Raw genomic sequence first — 17,558 nt, 5'->3', positions numbered from 1 at the left:
AGAATGTCCTCTCAGCACACCGTCAGTGTCCTGGTCGGGAGCTTGCGCGCAGGCTCCTTCGCTCGAAAAATCGCGAAGCAAGCCATCACCTTCTTCCCCAAAAGCTGGGACGTAAAGATCGTGGAGATCGGCCACCTACCGCTCTATAACTTCGACTACGACGACCCCGCCGTCACCGACCTGCCCGTTCCCGAGGCATACCGCGAGTTCCGAGAAATCATCAAAAACTCCGACGGCATCCTCTTCGTCACCCCGGAGAACAACCGCACCATCCCCGCCTGTCTGAAGAATGCGGTAGACATCGGCTCCAAGCCAAATGGGGACGTCGCATGGAAGAACAAGCCAGCCGGCATCATCAGCCACTCCGTGGGACGCATGGGTGGCTATAGCTCTCAGAAGAACCTACGCCTCGCGCTCTCCTATTTCGACATGCCGACCCCGGGGCAACCGGAAGTCTTCCTTGGCCAGTCCCCCACCCTGCTCACCGAAGACGGCACCTTCAATAACGAAGCCACCCGTGATTTCGTGGCAGGCTACGTGCAGCGCTTCGCGCAGCTGGTGTCGGAGACTGCGGCGTAACTCGCCGCACTGCCCGGATCTGGCCGGATCTGGCCGCTGGTTGTCGCCCACGGGCTCATCGACACGGTGGCTTTCGCGGGCAATGCCATCGCCCGCGGTCACCTCAACTTGGAATGGCTGGGGCTGTAGTTACCAGTGTTGCTGGCGGTGCGCGTGACCACGTGGCAACGCTCCCGCTAAGATGTCCCCATGAACTCACGCGATGAATACGCCCGCGACCGGGATGGCAGGATCCTGACCGACCGTTTCGGCCGCCCGGTGCGTCGTCGCCCCGCGCCTGGTCCCGCGTCGAACGCGACGTCCAGCACTCCCGGACCAGGTCAAAAGCCCGCGCCGCCGCGTTACGTCCGCTCGAATATTCCCGACGCCGCCGGCCAGCGCCCGTCCCCGGCGCCGGGACCCGAACGCGGGTGCCACGAAAGGCTCCAGCGTCCAGAGAGGAGCGAGCGCGCAGAGGGGCTCCATCGTCCAGAGAGAACCCAGCGTCCCGAGCCACCGCGCTACCGGCAGGCCCCACCGGCCGATACGCAGCGACCACGCCAAAGCCGCGGGGGCTACGCACCGCACCCGGCCGCAGCTCCGCAGCAAGGCGCGTACCGCCCGGCACACCCGGAGGCCCAGCCACGTGGCGCGTACCAGCAGTCCCCGCGCCCAGCCACCGCCCGGCCGGAGGGGCACCGGCAATACCCGCAGCCCGCGGGCGGGGCGGGCCGCGGCGCCGACTGGGGCGGCCCCGGCCGCCAGCCGCAGCGCATGGAGCCGGGCCGTGGCCGTCCCCGACGCACAGGCCGGACCCGCGCACCACGGCGTCGCCTCGGCATCCGCCGGGTCCTGATGCTCCTGCTCGCGCTATTCCTGGTGATCGGCGGCGGCACGCTGCTGTGGGCGGATTCCCAGCTGCAGCGCACGGAAGCTCTCCAGAACTACGAGGGCCGCGTAGGCGGAACCGCGGGCACCAACTGGCTGCTCGTCGGCTCGGACTCCCGCGCCGGACTGGATCAGGAGACCGCCGATCGGCTTTCCGCGGGCATGCTCGATGAATCGGAGGGCCGCACGGACTCGATCATCCTGGTGCACCTGCCGCTCGTGGGGAAGGCCACGATGATCAGCCTGCCGCGCGATAGCTTCGTCAACATCCCCGGCTACGGGGAAAATAAGATCAATGCCGCCTTCGCCCTCGGCGGCCCCGCGCTCCTGCAGCGCACGGTCGAGGAGGCCACGGGGCTGCGGATCGACCACTACGCGGAGGTCGGCTTCGCTGGCTTCGCCAACGCCGTGGACGGCGTGGGCGGGGTCGAGATGTGCCTCGAGGAGCCTCTCGATGACCCGATGGCGGGCATCAACCTGCCCGCCGGCTGCCAGGAGCTGGATGGGCCGAATGCCCTGGGCTATGTGCGCTCCCGCTACGCCTCGGCGGGCGGCGACCTGGACCGCGCGGGCCGCCAGCGTCAGCTGCTCTCCGCGCTGAGCAAGAAGATGCTCTCCCCCGGCACGCTCTTCAACCCCTTCCGCCTCTTCCCCACGGTCAGCGGCGTCGCCTCATCCCTCACCGTGGACAAGAGCGATCACATGTGGCACCTCGCCCGCCTCGGGGTGAAGATGCGCGGCGCGAAGCAGGAGGTCGTTCCGACCTCGGGCAGCGCGGATAACTACGCGGGCAGCGTCCTACTCTGGGACCAGGCCGCCGCCGAGCAGCTGTTCAGCAGCCTGCGCTAAGCCAGGCTAAGTCCCCGCGCCCGCAGCGCGCCGCACCCGCGGTGCGCATCCACCGCGAGGGCCAGCATGGGTAAAAAGCGGGGCCGGGGAGCCCCGTCAGCGGACTCCCCGACCCCAGCCCCAGCAGGGGCTTAGCGAATCGTGACCTCGCGGGACACGATCGTCTGCTTCGCCTTCTGCTCCTCCGGGGTGAAGCGGCCCGAGTCATTAGCCAGAGCCTCGGCGATCTTCTTATCGAGCGCCTCCAGGCCCTTCTGCCAGACCTGCGGCTCCCAGGAGTTATCGAGGTCCCACACCGGAACCATCACGCCGTGGGTGCGGAACACGCCCGCGAACTTGGAGCCCTCGCCGAGGTTCAGCTCGCCAGCAGCGTGGACGCGAGCCAGCGCATTGAGCAGCTCGTTCTCATCCTCCGGGCGAACCCAACGGATGTGGGCGCGCTCGCCCGGATCAATCCACCAGGCAGCGCCCTTGATGTCCGCGCGCACCTTCTCAGAAGGAAGGACGGAATCGTTGGCGCGGCGCAGCGTCGCCGCGACCTGCGGGTTGTCCTGGTGCTCCTCGGTCAGCCACCAGTTGAAGTCCTGCTCGACGACGATCTCCTCGTCGGCCTTCGGGTCCAGCAGGTCGGTCAGCTCCGGCTCGTTGCCATCGGCCACGCCGACCTCGAGTGCCGCGCCCGGCTCGGCGGTCTTCATCCAGTTCAGCGCGTACGCGAGGTCACGGTTCGGGTTATCGCCCGGGCGCTGCGTCTGCAGCGCGACGAAGCCCTCGCCACCGTCTTCGGCAGCACGGCGCATCGCCGCCACCGCGCCCGGCAGGACGGTCACGAGAGACACCGGGAAGTCGATCCCCTCGACCTCGATCTTCACGCGGGCGGAAGGTACGAACTCCTGCAGCGCGATGAGGTCGGACTCCATCGTGAAGCCCGCGTACGGACGGGCGTCCCGCTGCAGCTTCGCGCGCTCCGCGGCGCGGGCAGCGAGCTTCGCCTGGCGGCGGCTCATGCCCTCGGGCAGGTCTTGATTCTTCTTATTTTTCTTAGCCACGCTGCTGATTCTAACCTGCCCTGCGGACAAGCCCCTACCCCACCGCAAAACTAGGCCTGACCCGCGCCTCCGCCGACCGAGTTTTGCAGCCAGCCCGCAGCCTCCCCGGGGCAGTTTGTCGCCACCCATCGGGCCCCTCGCTGGGCGATCCACCGCAGCTGCTCCGCCTGGTCGACCGTCCAGATGTAATCCGCCGGAGCACTACCCCCCTCGCCCCGAAGGCTCGCCATCGCCTGCTCGATCGACCACCCCGCGTGCCTCGCGATCCCCGATCCCCGCAGCAGCGGCCGCGCGGGCGGGTGGTACTTCCGGCGCAGCTGGATGCGCTCTACCTGCGGGTTGATCTGCCGGGAGCGCCACAGCGACCAGCTGTCGAAGCTGATCAGGTAGATCCCCTCCCCACCAGCCAGCCCCGCGGCTTCCAACTGGCGGTGCATCTCCGCCTCCACCTGCAGGCTCCGGACATGCGGGTGCTTGGTCTCGATGAATAGTTCGGGTTTGCCAGCCTCCGCGCTGTGCCGCATATCCTGCAGAAATTCCAGCAACTCTCGCAGCTCCAGCACACCAGCCGGCCGGGTTGACGTCCCAAAATTAAGGGCCTTGAGTTCCGCCAACGTCATGCGGGATACCGCCCCCGTCCCGTCAGAGACGCGGTCCACGGTGCGGTCGTGGATGCAGACCGCGTGGCCGTCGCGGGTGAGCCGGATATCGCACTCGTAGCCATCCGCGCCCTGGGCGGCCGCGAGCTCGTAAGCGCCGATCGTGTGTTCCGGGCGGTGCTTGGACGCACCACGGTGGGCAATGATTTTCACCTCGTGCTGCACGCCTCCTTTTCTACCGGATTGTGCGCCGCGTTTTGTCTCGCGATTGTTCCGCGCTTGCTCCACGCTTGCTCCACGCTGAAACCGCGTCGTGCCCTCGACCTCCCACCGCGCGCACCGCACCCGCGCTCTCGACCCCACGAAGCCGCCGGGTAATCTTGGGTACGTGCACGAAGCAGCCCCTACCCCGAATGTCACGGACACCTCGCTGGTGTTCGAAGGCGGAGCCATGCGCGTGGTCTTTTCCGCCGCGCTCGTGGAGGCCTTGCTGGAATCGAATGTGAACTTCGCCCACGTCACAGGCAATTCCGCGGCGACCTCTCACGTGGCTAATTACGTCTCCCGCACCACCGACCGGATGCGCAAGACCTTCACCACCTTCCCCTCCGACCCGAATTTCGGCGGTTGGCGGGCCTGGCTGCGCGGGGATGGCTTCTTCAACGCGGGCTATATCTACGGCGAGGCCGGCATGCCGGGCCAGCCGATGGGCATGGACTGGGAAATTTTCGATAGCTCACCGGTGCAGTACCGCATCTCCGGCTTCAACGCGCTGACGGGCGAGACGAAGCACTGGGGCCGGGAGTCGATTCACAGCCCGGAGGACTTCCTGCTCCGAGCCCGCGCGTCTTCTTCCCTCCCGGTCTTCATGCCGGCCACCGAGGTCGACGGGCAACCGTGGTTCGACGGTGCGTTCGGCCCCACCGGTGGCATCCCCGTCGACGCCGCGATGCAGGACGGTTACGACCGCTTCCTCGTGATCATGACCCGCACCCGGATGTACCGGAAGTCCGCGGCGGGGCGCGCGCTGTGGCTGCTGCGCCGTACGCACGGGCAGTACCCGGCGCTGCTGGACTCCATCGCCGACCGTCACGTGCGTTATAACGAGACTCGGGATTACCTCTTCGAGCTGGAGAAGCAGGGTAAGGCGTATCTTTTTATCCCTGAAATCATGAATATCAGCAATCAGGATCGCAATCCGGTGAAGCTTTCTCTGGCCTACCAAGAAGGCCTTGAACAGGCACGACGCGAGATGCCGGCCATCAAGGAATTCCTCGGCCTTTCCTAGAGCCCTTCCCGTGGCACCGCTGTTTGCCTCTTTCTTTAATGACGTCTCACCCTTGCGAGGCCCCGGGTTTTTCGCCACAATTGGTTACTAACGGCCAGGCGGGAATAAAAGTACTGGTTCGGCCGTTCGTAATAATTAGAACCTTTTCAAAAGAATTCGGAAGGACTGATTGAACAATGGCTAAGTACACGCTGCCTGAGCTCCCATACGCATACGACGCACTGGAGCCACACATCTCGGCCGAGATCATGGAGCTGCACCACTCCAAGCACCACAACACCTACGTGCAGGGTGCTAACGCCGCTCTCGAGGCTATGGAGAAGGCACGTGAGGAGGGCACCAACCCGGATCAGATCCGCGCACTGTCCAAGAACCTTGCGTTCAACCTTGGTGGCCACACCAACCACTCCATCTTCTGGAAGAACCTCTCCCCGAACGGTGGCGGCGAGCCGACCGGCGAGCTGGCTGAGGCTATCAACCGCGACTTCGGCTCCTACGAGAAGTTCAAGGACCAGTTCTCCTCCGCAGCGCTGGGCCTGCAGGGCTCCGGCTGGGCTGTCCTGGGTTACGACCACATCAGCGAGCAGCTGGTCATCCAGCAGCTGACCGACCAGCAGGGCCAGACCTCCATCAACCTGACCCCGCTGCTGATGCTGGACATGTGGGAGCACGCCTTCTACCTGCAGTACAAGAACGTCAAGGCTGACTACGTGAAGGCAGTCTGGAACGTCTTCAACTGGGAGGACGTCGCCGAGCGTTTCGCTGCAGCGAAGAACTAAGTCTGACTCACAGGCTTAACTCTTAAAGCCTGCGGGCTTTGACCGGGTGGGTTCACGGGAGACCGTGGCCCGCCCGGTTTTTCTTTGCGTTGGTGGTTCCGCCACCAGCTGCGCTTTCGCCAACGGACTTGCTACGTGCCGGGGCTGGGCCCGGCGGCCGGAACGCTTAGCCGAGCACGCCCGTCTGGCAGCTCACGCCGTTCGGCCCGTGGTTGCAGTAGCCGTCCGGGTTCTTCGCCAGGTACTGCTGGTGCTCATCCTCCGCGAGGTAGAACTCACCAGCCGGGGTATCCGCCAGCAGCGCGACCTCCGTGGTGATGGGGCCAAAACCGCGCTCAGTGAAAGCCGGCTGCCACGCCTCGATAGCCTGCTCCGCCTGGGCGAGCTGCTCCGTATCCAGGGCATACACCGCACTGCGGTACTGCGAGCCCACGTCATTTCCCTGCCGGTCGCCCTGGGTGGGGTCGTGGTTTTCGAACATGATCCGCAGCAGCTCGGCGGCACTCACCCGCTGCGGGTCGTAGACGATGCGCACGGCCTCGGTGTGGCCAGTACGCCCGGTGCAGGTTTCGCGGTAGGTCGGATTCGGGGTATATCCGCCAGCGAAGCCCACGGCGGTGGATTCCACACCCTCCGTAGCCCAGAAGATACGCTCGGCTCCCCAGTAGCAGCCCATACCTACCACGAGCTCCGCCTGCCTCTCCCGCCAGGGACCGGTGAGCGGCGTGCCGAGCACCACGTGTGGCTTCGGATCCGGTAGCACCGGGTGCCTTCCGCCTGCCAGCGCCGTCTCCGCGGTGACCCGCGGCGCCCGGTACGCACCCGGCGTGTTCAGGGCCTTCATTCTTTCGAAAAGATCCACTTCAGCGTGCTCCTTCGCGCTCTTAGGGCTTGTCTACTGCCTATTCCACCAGGCTGATGCCCGGCGCGCCACGGCGCAACCAGCCGCGCACGGTGCGGGTGGCCACGCAGTCGTCCGCGTTATAGCGCTCCAGGGTCCGCCGGGAGATGTCGGCGGTGCGCCCGCCGGTAGCGACGGCCACCTCGAAGAGGTCCACCGCCGCCTTCCCGTCCACGCCCTCCTGGCTAAAGTGGAAACCCGCCAGTGGGGCGATCGTCTTCAGCCCCAGCGAACCGGTCCCCAGCAGCCCACGGGAGACGTACTCGAAGACGTCGCCGAACTCCGGGGACTGGATGAATTCGTTGACCTCTGCCAGGGTCGGCATCCGTACCTGGCGCTGCCCGCCGTCGGCGCTGGGGCTACCGTACTCCTGACCGCCGTAGAGCCGGGCGTAGTGGCGTAGCCAGTAGAGCTCCCCCTGTTTGGCGTAGACCCACATCAGGAATCCCCGGCCCTCGGCGTGTGCGCGTTCCCGGCGCCACATCAGCCAGTCCCACATCTCTGCGACGTGGCGGCCCTCATCCCCCGTCCGGCTGAAATCAGAGAAGGCCACGTATTGGTGGCCGTCGAAGGTGCCCCAGAGGAAGGTTCCACGGCTCGGGTGGGCCTCCATGTCCACGTCGATCTCCACTGGCTCCTGGCCCTGTGGGAGAACCAGCGGCCCGCGGTACCACTGCTGCACCGGCCGTCGGATGGCCACCTCGGCGCGCATCCAGGCCGCAGCCAGAGCGCTGGCCTCCCCCGCCCCGGCGGCAGCGAGCGCGGGCAACGTATTAATGCCCTTATCCCGCCACGGCCGGTTGCGGTCCCCCGGCAGCAGCAGCGAAATGTCCTGCGTCTGGAGCAGCTGAGCACGGCAGTGATTATGGAACTCGCAGGTCTGGCACTCCTTGACCCGGGAGGGCGCTGTTGGGATGGGCTCGGAGAAAGCCGCGAATAACCCGGGGTACAGGCGCTGGGCGTCGAAGAAGTAGCAGCGGGAGCCGTCGGGTTCCGCACCCGGGCTGCGGCCGATGATGCCCACGTCGGAGCTAGCGAAACCCCAGCTCAGCAGGATCATATTCGCCATCCCTAGGCGCTGGGCATCGCTGGCCACGGTGCGGTGACGCAGCGTCGTTGCGGCAGGGCGCCCCAAGCCGAGTGCATCGACGGAGACGACGCGGCAATCCGCACGGTGGCGGTTCTTCGCAGGGCGGGTCGCGTTGTGCCCGGTGATGATGACTGGCGCGTAGGCCGCGGTCTCGAGCGCCACCCCGGGGTCCATGCGCACCAGGAGGTCCACGTGAGCTTCGATCCCGTCGTGCTCGAGGGCCGGGTTGAGGATCAGCCGATCCCCGCGCGCCAGCGCCTCCAGGGTCTCCTCCACCGCGTTCTCCCCGTCGGCGATCTCGCTGAGGGTGGGGCGGAGCTTATCGCCGATCCGGGGCGCGGTGGGCAACTGGGCAAAGACGTAGGAGCGCCGGCGCCACGCTGAGATCCGGCTCGCGACACGCTCGGCGAGGTGCTCCCAATCGCTGTCCAAGTACAGGCGGGTGGTCTGGCCGCCCAACGCCCGGCGCAGTAGCGCACGGTGGCGGCACCCAACCACGTCGGAGGGGCTGAGCCCCGCCTGCTCGGACAAGAAGTAACTCACAACTGCCCTAGCTTAGCCGGGGAGCACCCCTGCGGCCGAAGCGCGGAAAGCCGCCAGCCTACGACTGCATCCGCCCCACCCCGGTATTGCCCCGCGGGTCGCCACGCGTTCGCTAAAGTGGTGGGAAGTTAGCCATTTTTCCCAAGCCTGGCGAGGGCTTGGCGTGTGTGTACCGCGACTAATCGCATTAATGAGGAGAATCATGGGTCTATTCAAGAATCTGCGGAAGCGCCGTATCGAACGCAAGGCTGCGTTTAAGGCCGCAAAGACTCGGGCCAAGGTGGATGCCAAGGAGGCCGCGAAGCTGGAGAAGGCTAAGGAGAAGTACCTCCGCAAGACCGCCAAGCAGGTGCGCAAGCTCGACGCTAAGGAGCTGAAGAACCGCCGTAAGCACGAGGAGCAGATGGCGAAGGCGTCCATCGAGCAGCTCAAGGCCGGCCGCTTCAACTCCCGCAACGTGCTGCGCTTCATTGGTGCCTCGCGCGTCGCTGCCCCGGTGGTGGTTCCGCTGGTGTATCGCGCGCTAACCCAGCTGCAGGGCAAGGGCACCGTCACCACGCAGGCTCGCGGCGCTGCTGCGTCTGCGCTGCGTTCCTTCCCAGCGGACGGCGCCCCGCAGCGCGCACGCATTAAGCAGATCCAGAAGTCCGTGGACAAGGGCGTGCCTTCCGGTTTCGCTAAGGACGTCAATGACCGCATGGATGTTCTGATCGAGGCTATTGATAATGCTGGCTCGATGGGCGAAGACCAGCGCAAGCGAGTTCTGGAATCCGTATCTAAGGAGCTCGATCTCGTCGAGGCGCAGATCGCCACCAAGCGTGGTTAGCAACCACGTGATCTTGGCTACTTATTAGCCGCTTTCTTCGACCATTCTTTAATGGCCATTTCTTTCTAATCGAATATTGGGTAGCATTTCTTTAAAATCCCTAAATCATCGATTCAGGAGTTGCTGCACACAATGGCACGCAAAGAGATCACCCAGTATTTTGACGATATCGATAACGCGCCACTCGCCGCGGAGGACGTTAATGTCGTAGAGTTCGCCGTTGATGGCGTGACCTACTCGATGGACGTCTCGACCGCGAACCGGGAGAAGTTCGAGGAAGCGCTCGCTCCCTACATTGCAGTCGCCCGCCGCGTTCAGCGCACCAATGCCCGCCGCGCGCCGCAGAGCACCAATAGCCCAGAGCGCAACCGAGCTATCCGCGAATGGGCACAGGCTAACGGCCTTCAGGTTTCCGACCGCGGCCGCATGCCGCAGGATATTGTCGATAAGTACGACGCAGCACACTCCTAAAACACACTTCGTGAAAACGCGCTGCGCGCACTAGTATTTCGACCATGGCGCTTTCTACCCTTCGCATTTCTCCAGCCCGCCCCGTCGCGCGAGCCAGTGCAGCTATTCTGCTCATCGGCTCCCTCGCGATGGCGGGCTGTTCTGCGATTGGCGGCGATAAGCCAGAGCAGAACACGGAAGCCCTGCAGTCGAAGGACGGTCTCCTGCCCGGCGAACCGGTCCCGGGAGTGAAGGGCACCGAGCTGCCCGTCGATACCCTGCCCGCACCAGTGGGGCAGGGCGACTCCGAAACCCGCTGCCCTTATCTCGACGGCGAGTGGCTGCAGACGACCACGGGCCAGCGGTGGACCGCCACGGGCCTCGACGGACGCTTCGATCCGCCGGCGTGCGTCTTCTGGTCCTACGAGGACGTCCCTCAGGCACAAGTCATGGTGCGCCACATGACCAGCAATAAGGACGCCGTCGCCGTCGTCGACCACGCCGCCCCCGTGGACTCCACACTGAAAGCGCTGAAGCCCGAGGGCTGGAGCGGCGGCCGCAGCGGCGGCAAGGACGGCGAGGGTGCCGTCTACGCGGTGTGGAAGGACCAGACCGCCGTCGTCGTCTTCACCGCCCAGGAGCAGTCCCTGAAGGCGGAGCAGATCGCCACGGAGACGATCAAGAACCTCAAGCTCTAAGCCGAGCGTCCCCCACTACCCTGGTCCTCCGCAGCTCCCGCACAGCTGCCCCCGGCGCGCCTGCGACGCTGGCGGTCACTTAAGGCCCCGCCAGCGGCCCGCTTAGTCCACGGCCACGCTCGTCCACGGCATCATCGGGCCGATATACGGGAAAACTACCTCCATCAGCAGGAGGAAGATGGCGACCAGCACCACGAGCGTGATGATCAGCTTCACCCACCACGGGCCGGGCAGCATTCTCCAGAGTGCGGCGTACATGGTCTAGACCTCCGTGAGCTCTGCCGGCACGTAGCCGGGGGACTTGGGTTCCTTCTTCTCGAGAACAGCGTGGACGATCATGCGCTCCGCATCAGAGAACTGCGGGTGGCAGGTGGTCATCGTCAGCAGGGCCGCGTCCTCGGGCCCGACCTCCAGCCCGGGCGCCCCGGGGATCGGGTTGATGACGTTGATGTCGCTGGGCAGGGTGATGTGGCGCCCCTGAATGCCCGCATACGGCCCGCTGGACATCTGTTCCGCAAGGTTCTCGGGCAGGCACTCCGCCGCCGCGGCCTGGCGCTGATCGGCAGGAACGTCGATGGGAAGCACCCGGTAGATGTTCCACGATCCGGCGGTCTCGACGACGACGGTGTCGCAGGTCTTCAGCAGGCCCAGGTCGTTGAACGGGGATCCGCGTCCGACGCGGTGGCCGGCCATCGCGAAGTTGCCCCGCTCGCCGGGGTCCTGGCTCTCGAGGTATTGGCCCGGCCCCTTCGTCAGGTCAGCATCGCTGGTGCCTTTGACCACGGCAAAGTTGAAATCGCTGCCGAAGGAGGGGATGTGCAGACGTGCGAAGGCCGCGCCTTCGGTGATCTCCGTGAGCGGCCGCGGGTTCCGGGAATCCCACTGGTTATCGAGGTCTCCTGCCACGAGGGCCTGCTCGCGTCCCGAGGAGATATCGGTCCAGTACACCTCGTAGAATGCGAAGAGCAGGGCGATCACCCCGAAGGTTACGAAGATTTCGCCAAGGACGCTGATCGGGTCCAGCTTCCGGCGGTGTTTACCGTCGCTCATGCGCATTACGTTACACGCTAAGGTTCTTTTCATGATTATCGTCGAATACCCGGTTGCGCTGGTGCTGAAGCTCTGGCACGTGCTTTTCACCAAGGTCTTCGGCATTGCCCCCAGCGTGGCCTGGATCGTGGCGGTGATTTTCCTGGTGCTGACGGTGCGTAGCCTGCTCGCGCCGTTGACCCTGCGCCAGATCCGCTCCTCCCGTAATCTCGCCAATCTGCGCCCGCAGTTGCACGAGCTGAGCCAGGAGTATGCCGGGCGCACTGACGCGGAGTCCCGCAAGGAGCTCAACAAGCGGCGCAAGCAGATGCAGCTCGAGGGCGGCTACCGGATGCGGGACGGCTGCCTTCCGGCGCTGATCCAGATCCCCGTGTTCATCGGCCTGTACCGCATGCTGCTGCGGGTGGCGCGCCCGAACGGCGTGGTGGATCCGAATAACCTGCAGGGTTTCGGGCCTCTTTCCGACGAGGACGTCTACACCTTCATGCATGCCCGCATCTTCGGCGTCCCGCTGATCACCTACGTTCAGATGCCGGAGCAGTCCCTGGCGAACCTGGGTACGGATCAGGCGAGCGTGTTGCGGGTGGCGTTGCCGATGGTGCTGCTTGCCAGTACGTTCACGGCGACGAACCTGATCTTCTCGATCCGGCGGACGAAGGCGACGATGGACCCGAACCAGGGGTTCAGTTATTTCGCGCTGGGACTGCTGAAGGTGATGCTGCCGATCGTGTTCTTCATGCCGATCCTGTTTGGGCTGCTGGGCCCACTGCCGGTGATGGTCTTCGTGTACTGGCTGACAAATAACCTGTGCACGCTGACGATCACGCAGGGCATCCACCTGTGGAGCGATAAGACCCACCCGTATACGGAGGAATTCCACGCCCACAACGAGCTGCAGCTGCAGCGCCGCATGGAGAAGAAAGAGGAGAAGAGGGTCGCTAAGCGGCAGAAGCGGCGCACCGGTCGGCACCGCCGCTAGCCGCAACTAGTACTCGCAACTAGCACCCAACTGCTTGTGCCACGGCGAAATACGGCCGACGCAGCGGCGCGGGTGAGCCCAGGCTCTGGCCCTGGCTAGATGTAGTAGCTCATCGGGACCGTGAGCAGCAGCTGCTTGGCCATGTCCCGAGCGGTCTCCAGAGGGCCGACGTGGCGGTTCATCTTCGAGCCCACGAGGCCACCGTCGAGAAAGATCATCAGCTGATCAGCCAGCGAGCGGGAGGTGTAACCGAAGCGTTCGGTGAGCAGCTCGGCCATGGTCTCGCGAACCCAGGTGCGGTGAGCCATCGCGGCCTCGCGGATGCGCACCTCGGATTCCACCTCCGGGCGCGGGTATTCGCTGGCGGCGTTCTGGAAGTGAGAGCCGCGGTAGTTATTCTCCGGCTCGGTCTTGATGCACAGGTCGAAGAAGGCGATGATGCGCTCTTCCGGCTTCTCGCGATCCTTGGCGAGCTCCTCCCAGTCCTCGCGCCACTTCTGGTCGAGCGCCTCGAGGTAGGCGACCACGAGGTTGTCCTTGGAGCCGAAGAGGGAGTAGAGGCTGGCCTTGGCGACGTCCGCGTCCCGGAGGATGCGGTCGATGCCGATCACGCGGATGCCTTCGGTGGTGAAGAGGTTCGTGGCGCTGGCCAGCAGGCGCTGCCGAGGCCCCGGGCGGTTACGCCGCCTGGAGGTGGCCTTCTTCGTGGCCTTCTTGGCGGTGGTCTTCTTCACCGCAGCTTTCTTCGCCGTGGCCTTTTTGGCGGGCCCCATCCCTCGGTCACTTCCTCTTCTTTTCAGTCAATAAAGTTCTCCCCCGGCCATGGGTAGTCAGGCCAGGGGAAAAGAACTCAGTCAAGCATCCTACTTGTTGCGTGGACGCACGACCATCATCGGGCACGGCGCGTACTGCAGCAGCGCGCGGGAGGTGGAGCCCAGCAGCATGCCGCGGAAGCCACCGCGACCGTGGGAACCCAGGACGAGCAGCTGCGCGCCCTCAGCCTCGTCCTGCAGGGCGCCGACCGGACGATCACGAGCGATGATCTCGGTGACCTTCACGTCCGGGTAACGCTCAGCGAACGGCGCGATCTCCTGCTTCAGCAGGGCGATGTGCTCGGCCTTCTCCTGCTCGCCGGCGTTGAGGCCCGCGTAGGAGGCGTAGAACTGGGAGTCATTCCAGGCGTGCACGGCGGTGAGGCTAGCGCCGCGGGCAGATGCCTCGCGGAAGGCCTGCTCCATCGCCTGGCGGGACACCTCGGAGCCGTCGACACCGACAACGACCGGGCCGTACTTGGACTCCTCGCTGACGTCGCTATCCTTGCGCACGACCACGACCGGGCAGTCGGCGTGGGAGACGACCGCGGAGGAGACGGAGCCCATCACCAGGCCGGAAAGCCCACCCAGGCCGCGGGAGCCCATGACGATCATCTCCGCGTCGCGGGAGAAGTTCAGGAGGATGTCCACTGGGGAGCCCTCCTTCACCGCGTGGGAGACCTTAATATCCGCGTTGAAGTTGCGAACCAGCTCGTGGGCGGTCTCGATGCGATCGTTAGCCTCACCCTCGAGGTCGTCGTAAAGCTCCTGCGGCGGAACCATGCCGTCGGCGTACATGAACTGCGGCATGGTGTACGCGGAGACGAGCTTCAGCGGCTGATTGCGCTTCAGCGCGGCGTTAGCTGCCCAGAGAACAGCGGTGTTGCTGGCCTCGGAGCCGTCCACTGCGACGATAATCTCGCGTCCGGAGTTGGTATTCTGTGGCTGATCGCTCATCGCGACTGTGTCCTTCCCAATAGAACTTTTGTCCTACCCCCATTATCCTGGCTTTTCATTGCGCTCGCTACCGCAATGAATTGATTTCCAATAACCGGAGGAATCAGACGAAAAAGACCCCTTTTTTGGAGGGGTCTTGTGGTGAATTAAGGCTTCTTAGGCTCCGGCAGCGGGACGTCGTGGGCGCCCGGTGCGTTGGATGGGGAGATCAGCTCCCAAAGCACCTGGAGGAAGCCCTTGACCACACGGCCGAAGTCGGTAGCGAAGAAGCTGGCGAGCGAGTTCATAATCACGTTGAGATCCATGAAGAAAGTTTTAGCACCCTAATGGTTCCCCTCGCAATTAAGGATGGCCTCAATCCCTCCCGGGTGGCCTTGCCGCATACGGCGGAGCCCACCACGGCCCTCGACTTCCTCCGCGAGCTCATCTCTGCCCAGCGCCACCGCCACCCCGAGGACGACGAGGCCGCCCTGCTGGAACGCTTTGCCGCTGGGGAGGTCGTCGACGACGCCGGTCGCCCCCTCTCCCCCAGCGACGTCATCCGCCCCGGTCGCTACATCAACTTCTACCGCCGACCCGCCCCCGAGCGCCCGGTCCCTGGTCAATTGCGCCTCCTTTTTCAGGACGCCAACCTGCTGGTGGTTGATAAGCCGCCTTTCATGGCGACTTTGCCGCGAGGCCAGCACATCGTGGAGACCGCCCTGGTCCGAGCACGCCGGCAATTCGGAATCCCCGAGCTGAGCCCGGCCCACCGGCTGGACCGGCTGACCCGTGGCGTATTGATGTTCACGATGCGGCCCGAGGTTCGGGGCCCGTACCAGCGCCTCTTCGATGAACGGGTACCGGAGAAGACCTACGAGGCCGTGACTCTGCCGGCTGATCAGGCGCCCTTCTCTCCTCTCCCACGATTCCGGGGATGGCGGGAGTGGCTCGCGCCGACGCCGGAACAGCCGTGGCTGCTTCGCCACCACATGGTGAAGGAACGGGGCCGGCTGGCCACTTATCTTGTCGAACCAGAGGCTGCGGCGATCGAGGCTTGCGCCGCTCAAGAGTCCGGCTCGGCGGACGCCTCCCCTGGTCACGATATGTTTCCCACACCACCGAATGCGCTGACCAAGGTGGTGGGGTTGCGAGCTGAGCGCCGCACGCTCGCAACCGCCACGGACCCCACCCCTCGGGAGCGGGAGGTGCTGGTCTGGGAACTGGTGCCGGAGACGGGCAAGACCCACCAGCTTCGCGTCGCCCTGCGGAGCCTAGGGCTGCCGATCCTCAATGACCCTCTCTACGAGGAGCTTTCGGATGCGGCACTACACGACCCGAGCGGACCGCTGCCGAGCCCACCATTTGCTGGCGAGGAGGATTTCAGCCGCCCAATGGAGCTAACGGCTCAGCGTTTGCGTTTCGAGGATCCATTGACCGGTGAGCTACGCGAGTTCTCGACGATCTAGGCGGTCGCTGTCTCAGGCCGTCCCGGGACGTCTCGGGAAGAGGACCGCCAGCGGCCGGCTAACGGCCCCAGGACAGCTTGGCGACGCTGCTTTAGACAATCTCCGATTCGCCGGGCTCGCGTCGGCGCAGCAACCGGTTCGTGTACAGCGCGCCTGCGGCCAACACGAGGACAACAATGAGGGCTGTCAGGGTATATGCGCTGAGGTAGGAGTCGTGCGCATGCTGGAGAACCGTTGCCTTCACGGAGCCGTCGGGAAGACCGGCGGCGAATTGGACGGCGTCCTGGAGGCTGACATTCGGCTCGTGCCCCGCAGATCCGTGGGAGCCTGCGAGGGCGGGCGCGTTGACGTCGTAAAAAATGGAGTAGACGAGGGTAATCGCACTGCCGAGGATGGCGACGGACATCAGCGCACCGAGCTCGTAGGAGACCTCCTCGATCGAGGAGGCCATACCTGCACGGTTCGGTGGTGCCCCTCCAATCATCGCGATCGATGACACGGCCATGGACGCACCGAGCCCAATCCCAAGAATCCCGAGCCCGGTGAGGATCACTGCGTTGGAATTAGCCTTGGAGCCAACGGCAACAATGATCGCACCAAGGGCGCCCACTGCCATGCCCCCGGCGATGAACGGCCTCGCGCCATGAACGGTGTACAGTCGGCCGGCGGTGAGGGAACTGATCAGGGATCCAACAGCGACGATGGTGACGTACACGCCTGCGTGCAGTGGGCTGAAGCCGTCAATCAGCTGGAGGCGCTGGGTGGTGAGGAAGTCGAAGCCAGCGACCGCGAACATCGCCAGTCCTGCGCCGAAGACGCCGGAGAGGAATGGCGGGGAGCGGAAGATGCCGAAGTCCAAGAGCGGCTCTTGCAATTTGCCCTGACGCTTCGTGAACCGAAAGCCGAAGATCAGCGCCACCGCAATGGCGATGGCGACGACCGTCCAGTCGACGGGTCGGTGCGCAAGCTGCTTGATGAAGAGCACAAAGGAGACCAGCAGGATCATTGCCTGCAGGACTGAACGGAAGTCCCAGGCCTGGTCCGGATTGGGTTCGTCGCGTTTGGAGACGAAGGGCAGCGCGATGAGCGCAGCTAGGACGATGGGGACGTTCATGAGGAAGACGGAGCCCCAACGAAAGTATTCGAGGAGGAGACCGCCGACCACCGGGCCGAACGCGGCGGCGAGGGTGGCGAGGGCCGACCAGATGCCGATCGCGAGGTTCATCTCGGCTGGTTCTTCGAAGGTATGCCTGATGAGGGCGAGAGTGGCGGGCATCATGGTGGCAGCGCCGATGGCCAGCAGGCCCCGGGCGGTAATGAGGGTGGCGACATTGGGGCTATAACCGCCCAGCACGGACGCGAGACCGAAGATGCTGAGGCCGATGATGAACAGGCGCCGGTGGCCGACTTTGTCGCCGAGGGTGCCGGTGCCCAGGAGAAGCCCACAGATGACGATGGGGTAGGCGTTGATGATCCACAGCATCTGGGGTGCGGTGGCATCGAGTTCCGCGACGATGGTTGGGAGGGCGGTGTAGAGGACTGTGTTGTCCAGGCAGACGAGGAACACTCCCATGCCGACGGTGGCGAGGAGGAACCAGCGGCGTGGGTCCTTGGCGATTTCGTTCATTTTGTGCGCCGTCCAGCTTCTTCGAATTCACTCCGGTTCGGGTATCTAGGGTTGAGACACCAAAAGCCCCCGTTGGTTTGGGGGCTATAGGGCAATAAAAAAGTGGTGGTGCGACGGGCTGTCGATCATCACCCGTACTAAACGGGAACAACCAACAACACGTCGCA

At 64.8% G+C, this 17,558-nt stretch carries 19 protein-coding genes and 1 pseudogene; 10 read left to right on the top strand and 10 right to left on the bottom strand.

Going from position 1 to position 17,558, the window contains the following annotated elements:
* Nucleotides 1-3 precede the first annotated feature (3 nt).
* From QP140_RS04515 to QP140_RS04510, 3 genes and pseudogenes are all read left to right on the top strand, one after another.
* A complete protein-coding gene (locus QP140_RS04515; RefSeq protein WP_284758432.1) occupies nt 4-579 on the top strand; it encodes an NADPH-dependent FMN reductase in 576 nt (191 codons plus the stop codon).
* A gap of 18 nt (nt 580-597) precedes the next feature.
* Nucleotides 598-708 (top strand): annotated as a pseudogene (locus QP140_RS10415) (CPBP family intramembrane glutamate endopeptidase); the annotation flags it as partial.
* Nucleotides 709-768: 60 nt separating this feature from the next.
* Nucleotides 769-2,295, top strand: coding sequence for an LCP family protein (locus tag QP140_RS04510; RefSeq protein WP_284758431.1), 1,527 nt, complete (start codon nt 769-771; stop codon nt 2,293-2,295).
* Between the two features lie 131 nt (nt 2,296-2,426).
* Here QP140_RS04510 and QP140_RS04505 read toward each other — a convergent pair whose 3' ends face one another.
* Nucleotides 2,427-3,344 carry a DUF5926 family protein gene (locus QP140_RS04505; protein ID WP_284758430.1) on the bottom strand — a complete coding sequence of 306 codons (918 nt, stop codon included), beginning with the start codon at nt 3,342-3,344 and terminating at the stop codon, nt 2,427-2,429.
* 50 nt (nt 3,345-3,394) lie between these two features.
* Nucleotides 3,395-4,168 (bottom strand): glycerophosphodiester phosphodiesterase, encoded by a 774-nt coding sequence (locus QP140_RS04500; RefSeq protein WP_284758429.1) that lies wholly within the window; start codon nt 4,166-4,168, stop codon nt 3,395-3,397.
* An 88-nt stretch (nt 4,169-4,256) separates the two neighbouring features.
* On the opposite strand from QP140_RS04500, the gene QP140_RS04495 reads away from it, so the two are divergent.
* Both QP140_RS04495 and QP140_RS04490 read left to right on the top strand, forming a co-directional pair.
* Nucleotides 4,257-5,231: a patatin-like phospholipase family protein gene (locus tag QP140_RS04495; protein ID WP_284758428.1), complete on the top strand. Its 975-nt coding sequence runs from the start codon at nt 4,257-4,259 to the stop codon at nt 5,229-5,231.
* A 176-nt stretch (nt 5,232-5,407) separates the two neighbouring features.
* The gene (locus QP140_RS04490) at nt 5,408-6,010 is read left to right on the top strand and encodes a superoxide dismutase (protein WP_284758427.1); all 603 of its coding nucleotides are present in this window, start codon (nt 5,408-5,410) and stop codon (nt 6,008-6,010) included.
* 166 nt (nt 6,011-6,176) lie between these two features.
* Here the strand turns inward: QP140_RS04490 and msrA are convergent, their stop codons facing one another.
* Nucleotides 6,177-6,872, bottom strand: a complete 696-nt coding sequence (msrA, locus tag QP140_RS04485) for a peptide-methionine (S)-S-oxide reductase MsrA (RefSeq protein WP_070758723.1) — start codon at nt 6,870-6,872, stop codon at nt 6,177-6,179.
* Between the two features lie 40 nt (nt 6,873-6,912).
* Nucleotides 6,913-8,544: a TM0106 family RecB-like putative nuclease gene (locus QP140_RS04480; protein WP_284758426.1), complete on the bottom strand. Its 1,632-nt coding sequence runs from the start codon at nt 8,542-8,544 to the stop codon at nt 6,913-6,915.
* A gap of 202 nt (nt 8,545-8,746) precedes the next feature.
* On the opposite strand from QP140_RS04480, the gene QP140_RS04475 reads away from it, so the two are divergent.
* From QP140_RS04475 to QP140_RS04465, 3 genes are all read left to right on the top strand, one after another.
* On the top strand, nt 8,747-9,370 hold the full coding sequence (locus QP140_RS04475) for a DUF6474 family protein (protein WP_070758253.1): 624 nt from the start codon (nt 8,747-8,749) through the stop codon (nt 9,368-9,370).
* A 132-nt stretch (nt 9,371-9,502) separates the two neighbouring features.
* Nucleotides 9,503-9,841, top strand: coding sequence for a histone-like nucleoid-structuring protein Lsr2 (locus tag QP140_RS04470; RefSeq protein WP_284758425.1), 339 nt, complete (start codon nt 9,503-9,505; stop codon nt 9,839-9,841).
* A gap of 44 nt (nt 9,842-9,885) precedes the next feature.
* Entirely contained in the window at nt 9,886-10,518 is a 633-nt protein-coding gene (locus QP140_RS04465) for a DUF2020 domain-containing protein (RefSeq protein WP_284758423.1), read from the top strand.
* Between the two features lie 102 nt (nt 10,519-10,620).
* Here QP140_RS04465 and QP140_RS04460 read toward each other — a convergent pair whose 3' ends face one another.
* Complete coding sequence (locus QP140_RS04460) at nt 10,621-10,776, bottom strand: hypothetical protein (RefSeq protein WP_168167034.1); 156 nt, start codon at nt 10,774-10,776, stop codon at nt 10,621-10,623.
* A 3-nt stretch (nt 10,777-10,779) separates the two neighbouring features.
* Entirely contained in the window at nt 10,780-11,601 is an 822-nt protein-coding gene (locus QP140_RS04455; RefSeq protein WP_070758247.1) for a class E sortase, read from the bottom strand.
* Here QP140_RS04455 and yidC point away from each other — a divergent pair.
* Nucleotides 11,600-12,547, top strand: a complete 948-nt coding sequence (gene yidC / locus QP140_RS04450) for a membrane protein insertase YidC (RefSeq protein ID WP_070762030.1) — start codon at nt 11,600-11,602, stop codon at nt 12,545-12,547. The genes QP140_RS04455 and yidC overlap by 2 nt on opposite strands.
* A 95-nt stretch (nt 12,548-12,642) precedes the next feature.
* Here the strand turns inward: yidC and QP140_RS04445 are convergent, their stop codons facing one another.
* The 3 genes from QP140_RS04445 to QP140_RS04435 all read right to left on the bottom strand — a co-directional run bounded on the left by QP140_RS04445 (nt 12,643) and on the right by QP140_RS04435 (nt 14,621).
* A complete protein-coding gene (locus tag QP140_RS04445) occupies nt 12,643-13,320 on the bottom strand; it encodes a TetR/AcrR family transcriptional regulator (protein ID WP_070758243.1) in 678 nt (225 codons plus the stop codon).
* Nucleotides 13,321-13,410: 90 nt separating this feature from the next.
* Nucleotides 13,411-14,316, bottom strand: a complete 906-nt coding sequence (locus QP140_RS04440) for a universal stress protein (RefSeq protein WP_070758241.1) — start codon at nt 14,314-14,316, stop codon at nt 13,411-13,413.
* A gap of 146 nt (nt 14,317-14,462) precedes the next feature.
* The gene (locus QP140_RS04435) at nt 14,463-14,621 is read right to left on the bottom strand and encodes a hypothetical protein (RefSeq protein ID WP_246818008.1); all 159 of its coding nucleotides are present in this window, start codon (nt 14,619-14,621) and stop codon (nt 14,463-14,465) included.
* Between the two features lie 21 nt (nt 14,622-14,642).
* Between QP140_RS04435 and QP140_RS04430 the strand changes: the two genes are divergently transcribed.
* Entirely contained in the window at nt 14,643-15,764 is a 1,122-nt protein-coding gene (locus QP140_RS04430; RefSeq protein ID WP_284758420.1) for a pseudouridine synthase, read from the top strand.
* Between the two features lie 91 nt (nt 15,765-15,855).
* Here the strand turns inward: QP140_RS04430 and QP140_RS04425 are convergent, their stop codons facing one another.
* Entirely contained in the window at nt 15,856-17,391 is a 1,536-nt protein-coding gene (locus QP140_RS04425; protein ID WP_284758418.1) for an MFS transporter, read from the bottom strand.
* Nucleotides 17,392-17,558: the final 167 nt, after the last annotated feature.

The sequence above is a fragment of the Corynebacterium sp. UMB9976 genome (assembly GCF_030212265.1).
In the GTDB taxonomy this organism is placed as follows: domain Bacteria; phylum Actinomycetota; class Actinomycetes; order Mycobacteriales; family Mycobacteriaceae; genus Corynebacterium.
The sequence above is the reverse complement of the archived record's forward strand: the minus strand, read 5'-3'. Positions and strand labels throughout refer to the sequence as shown.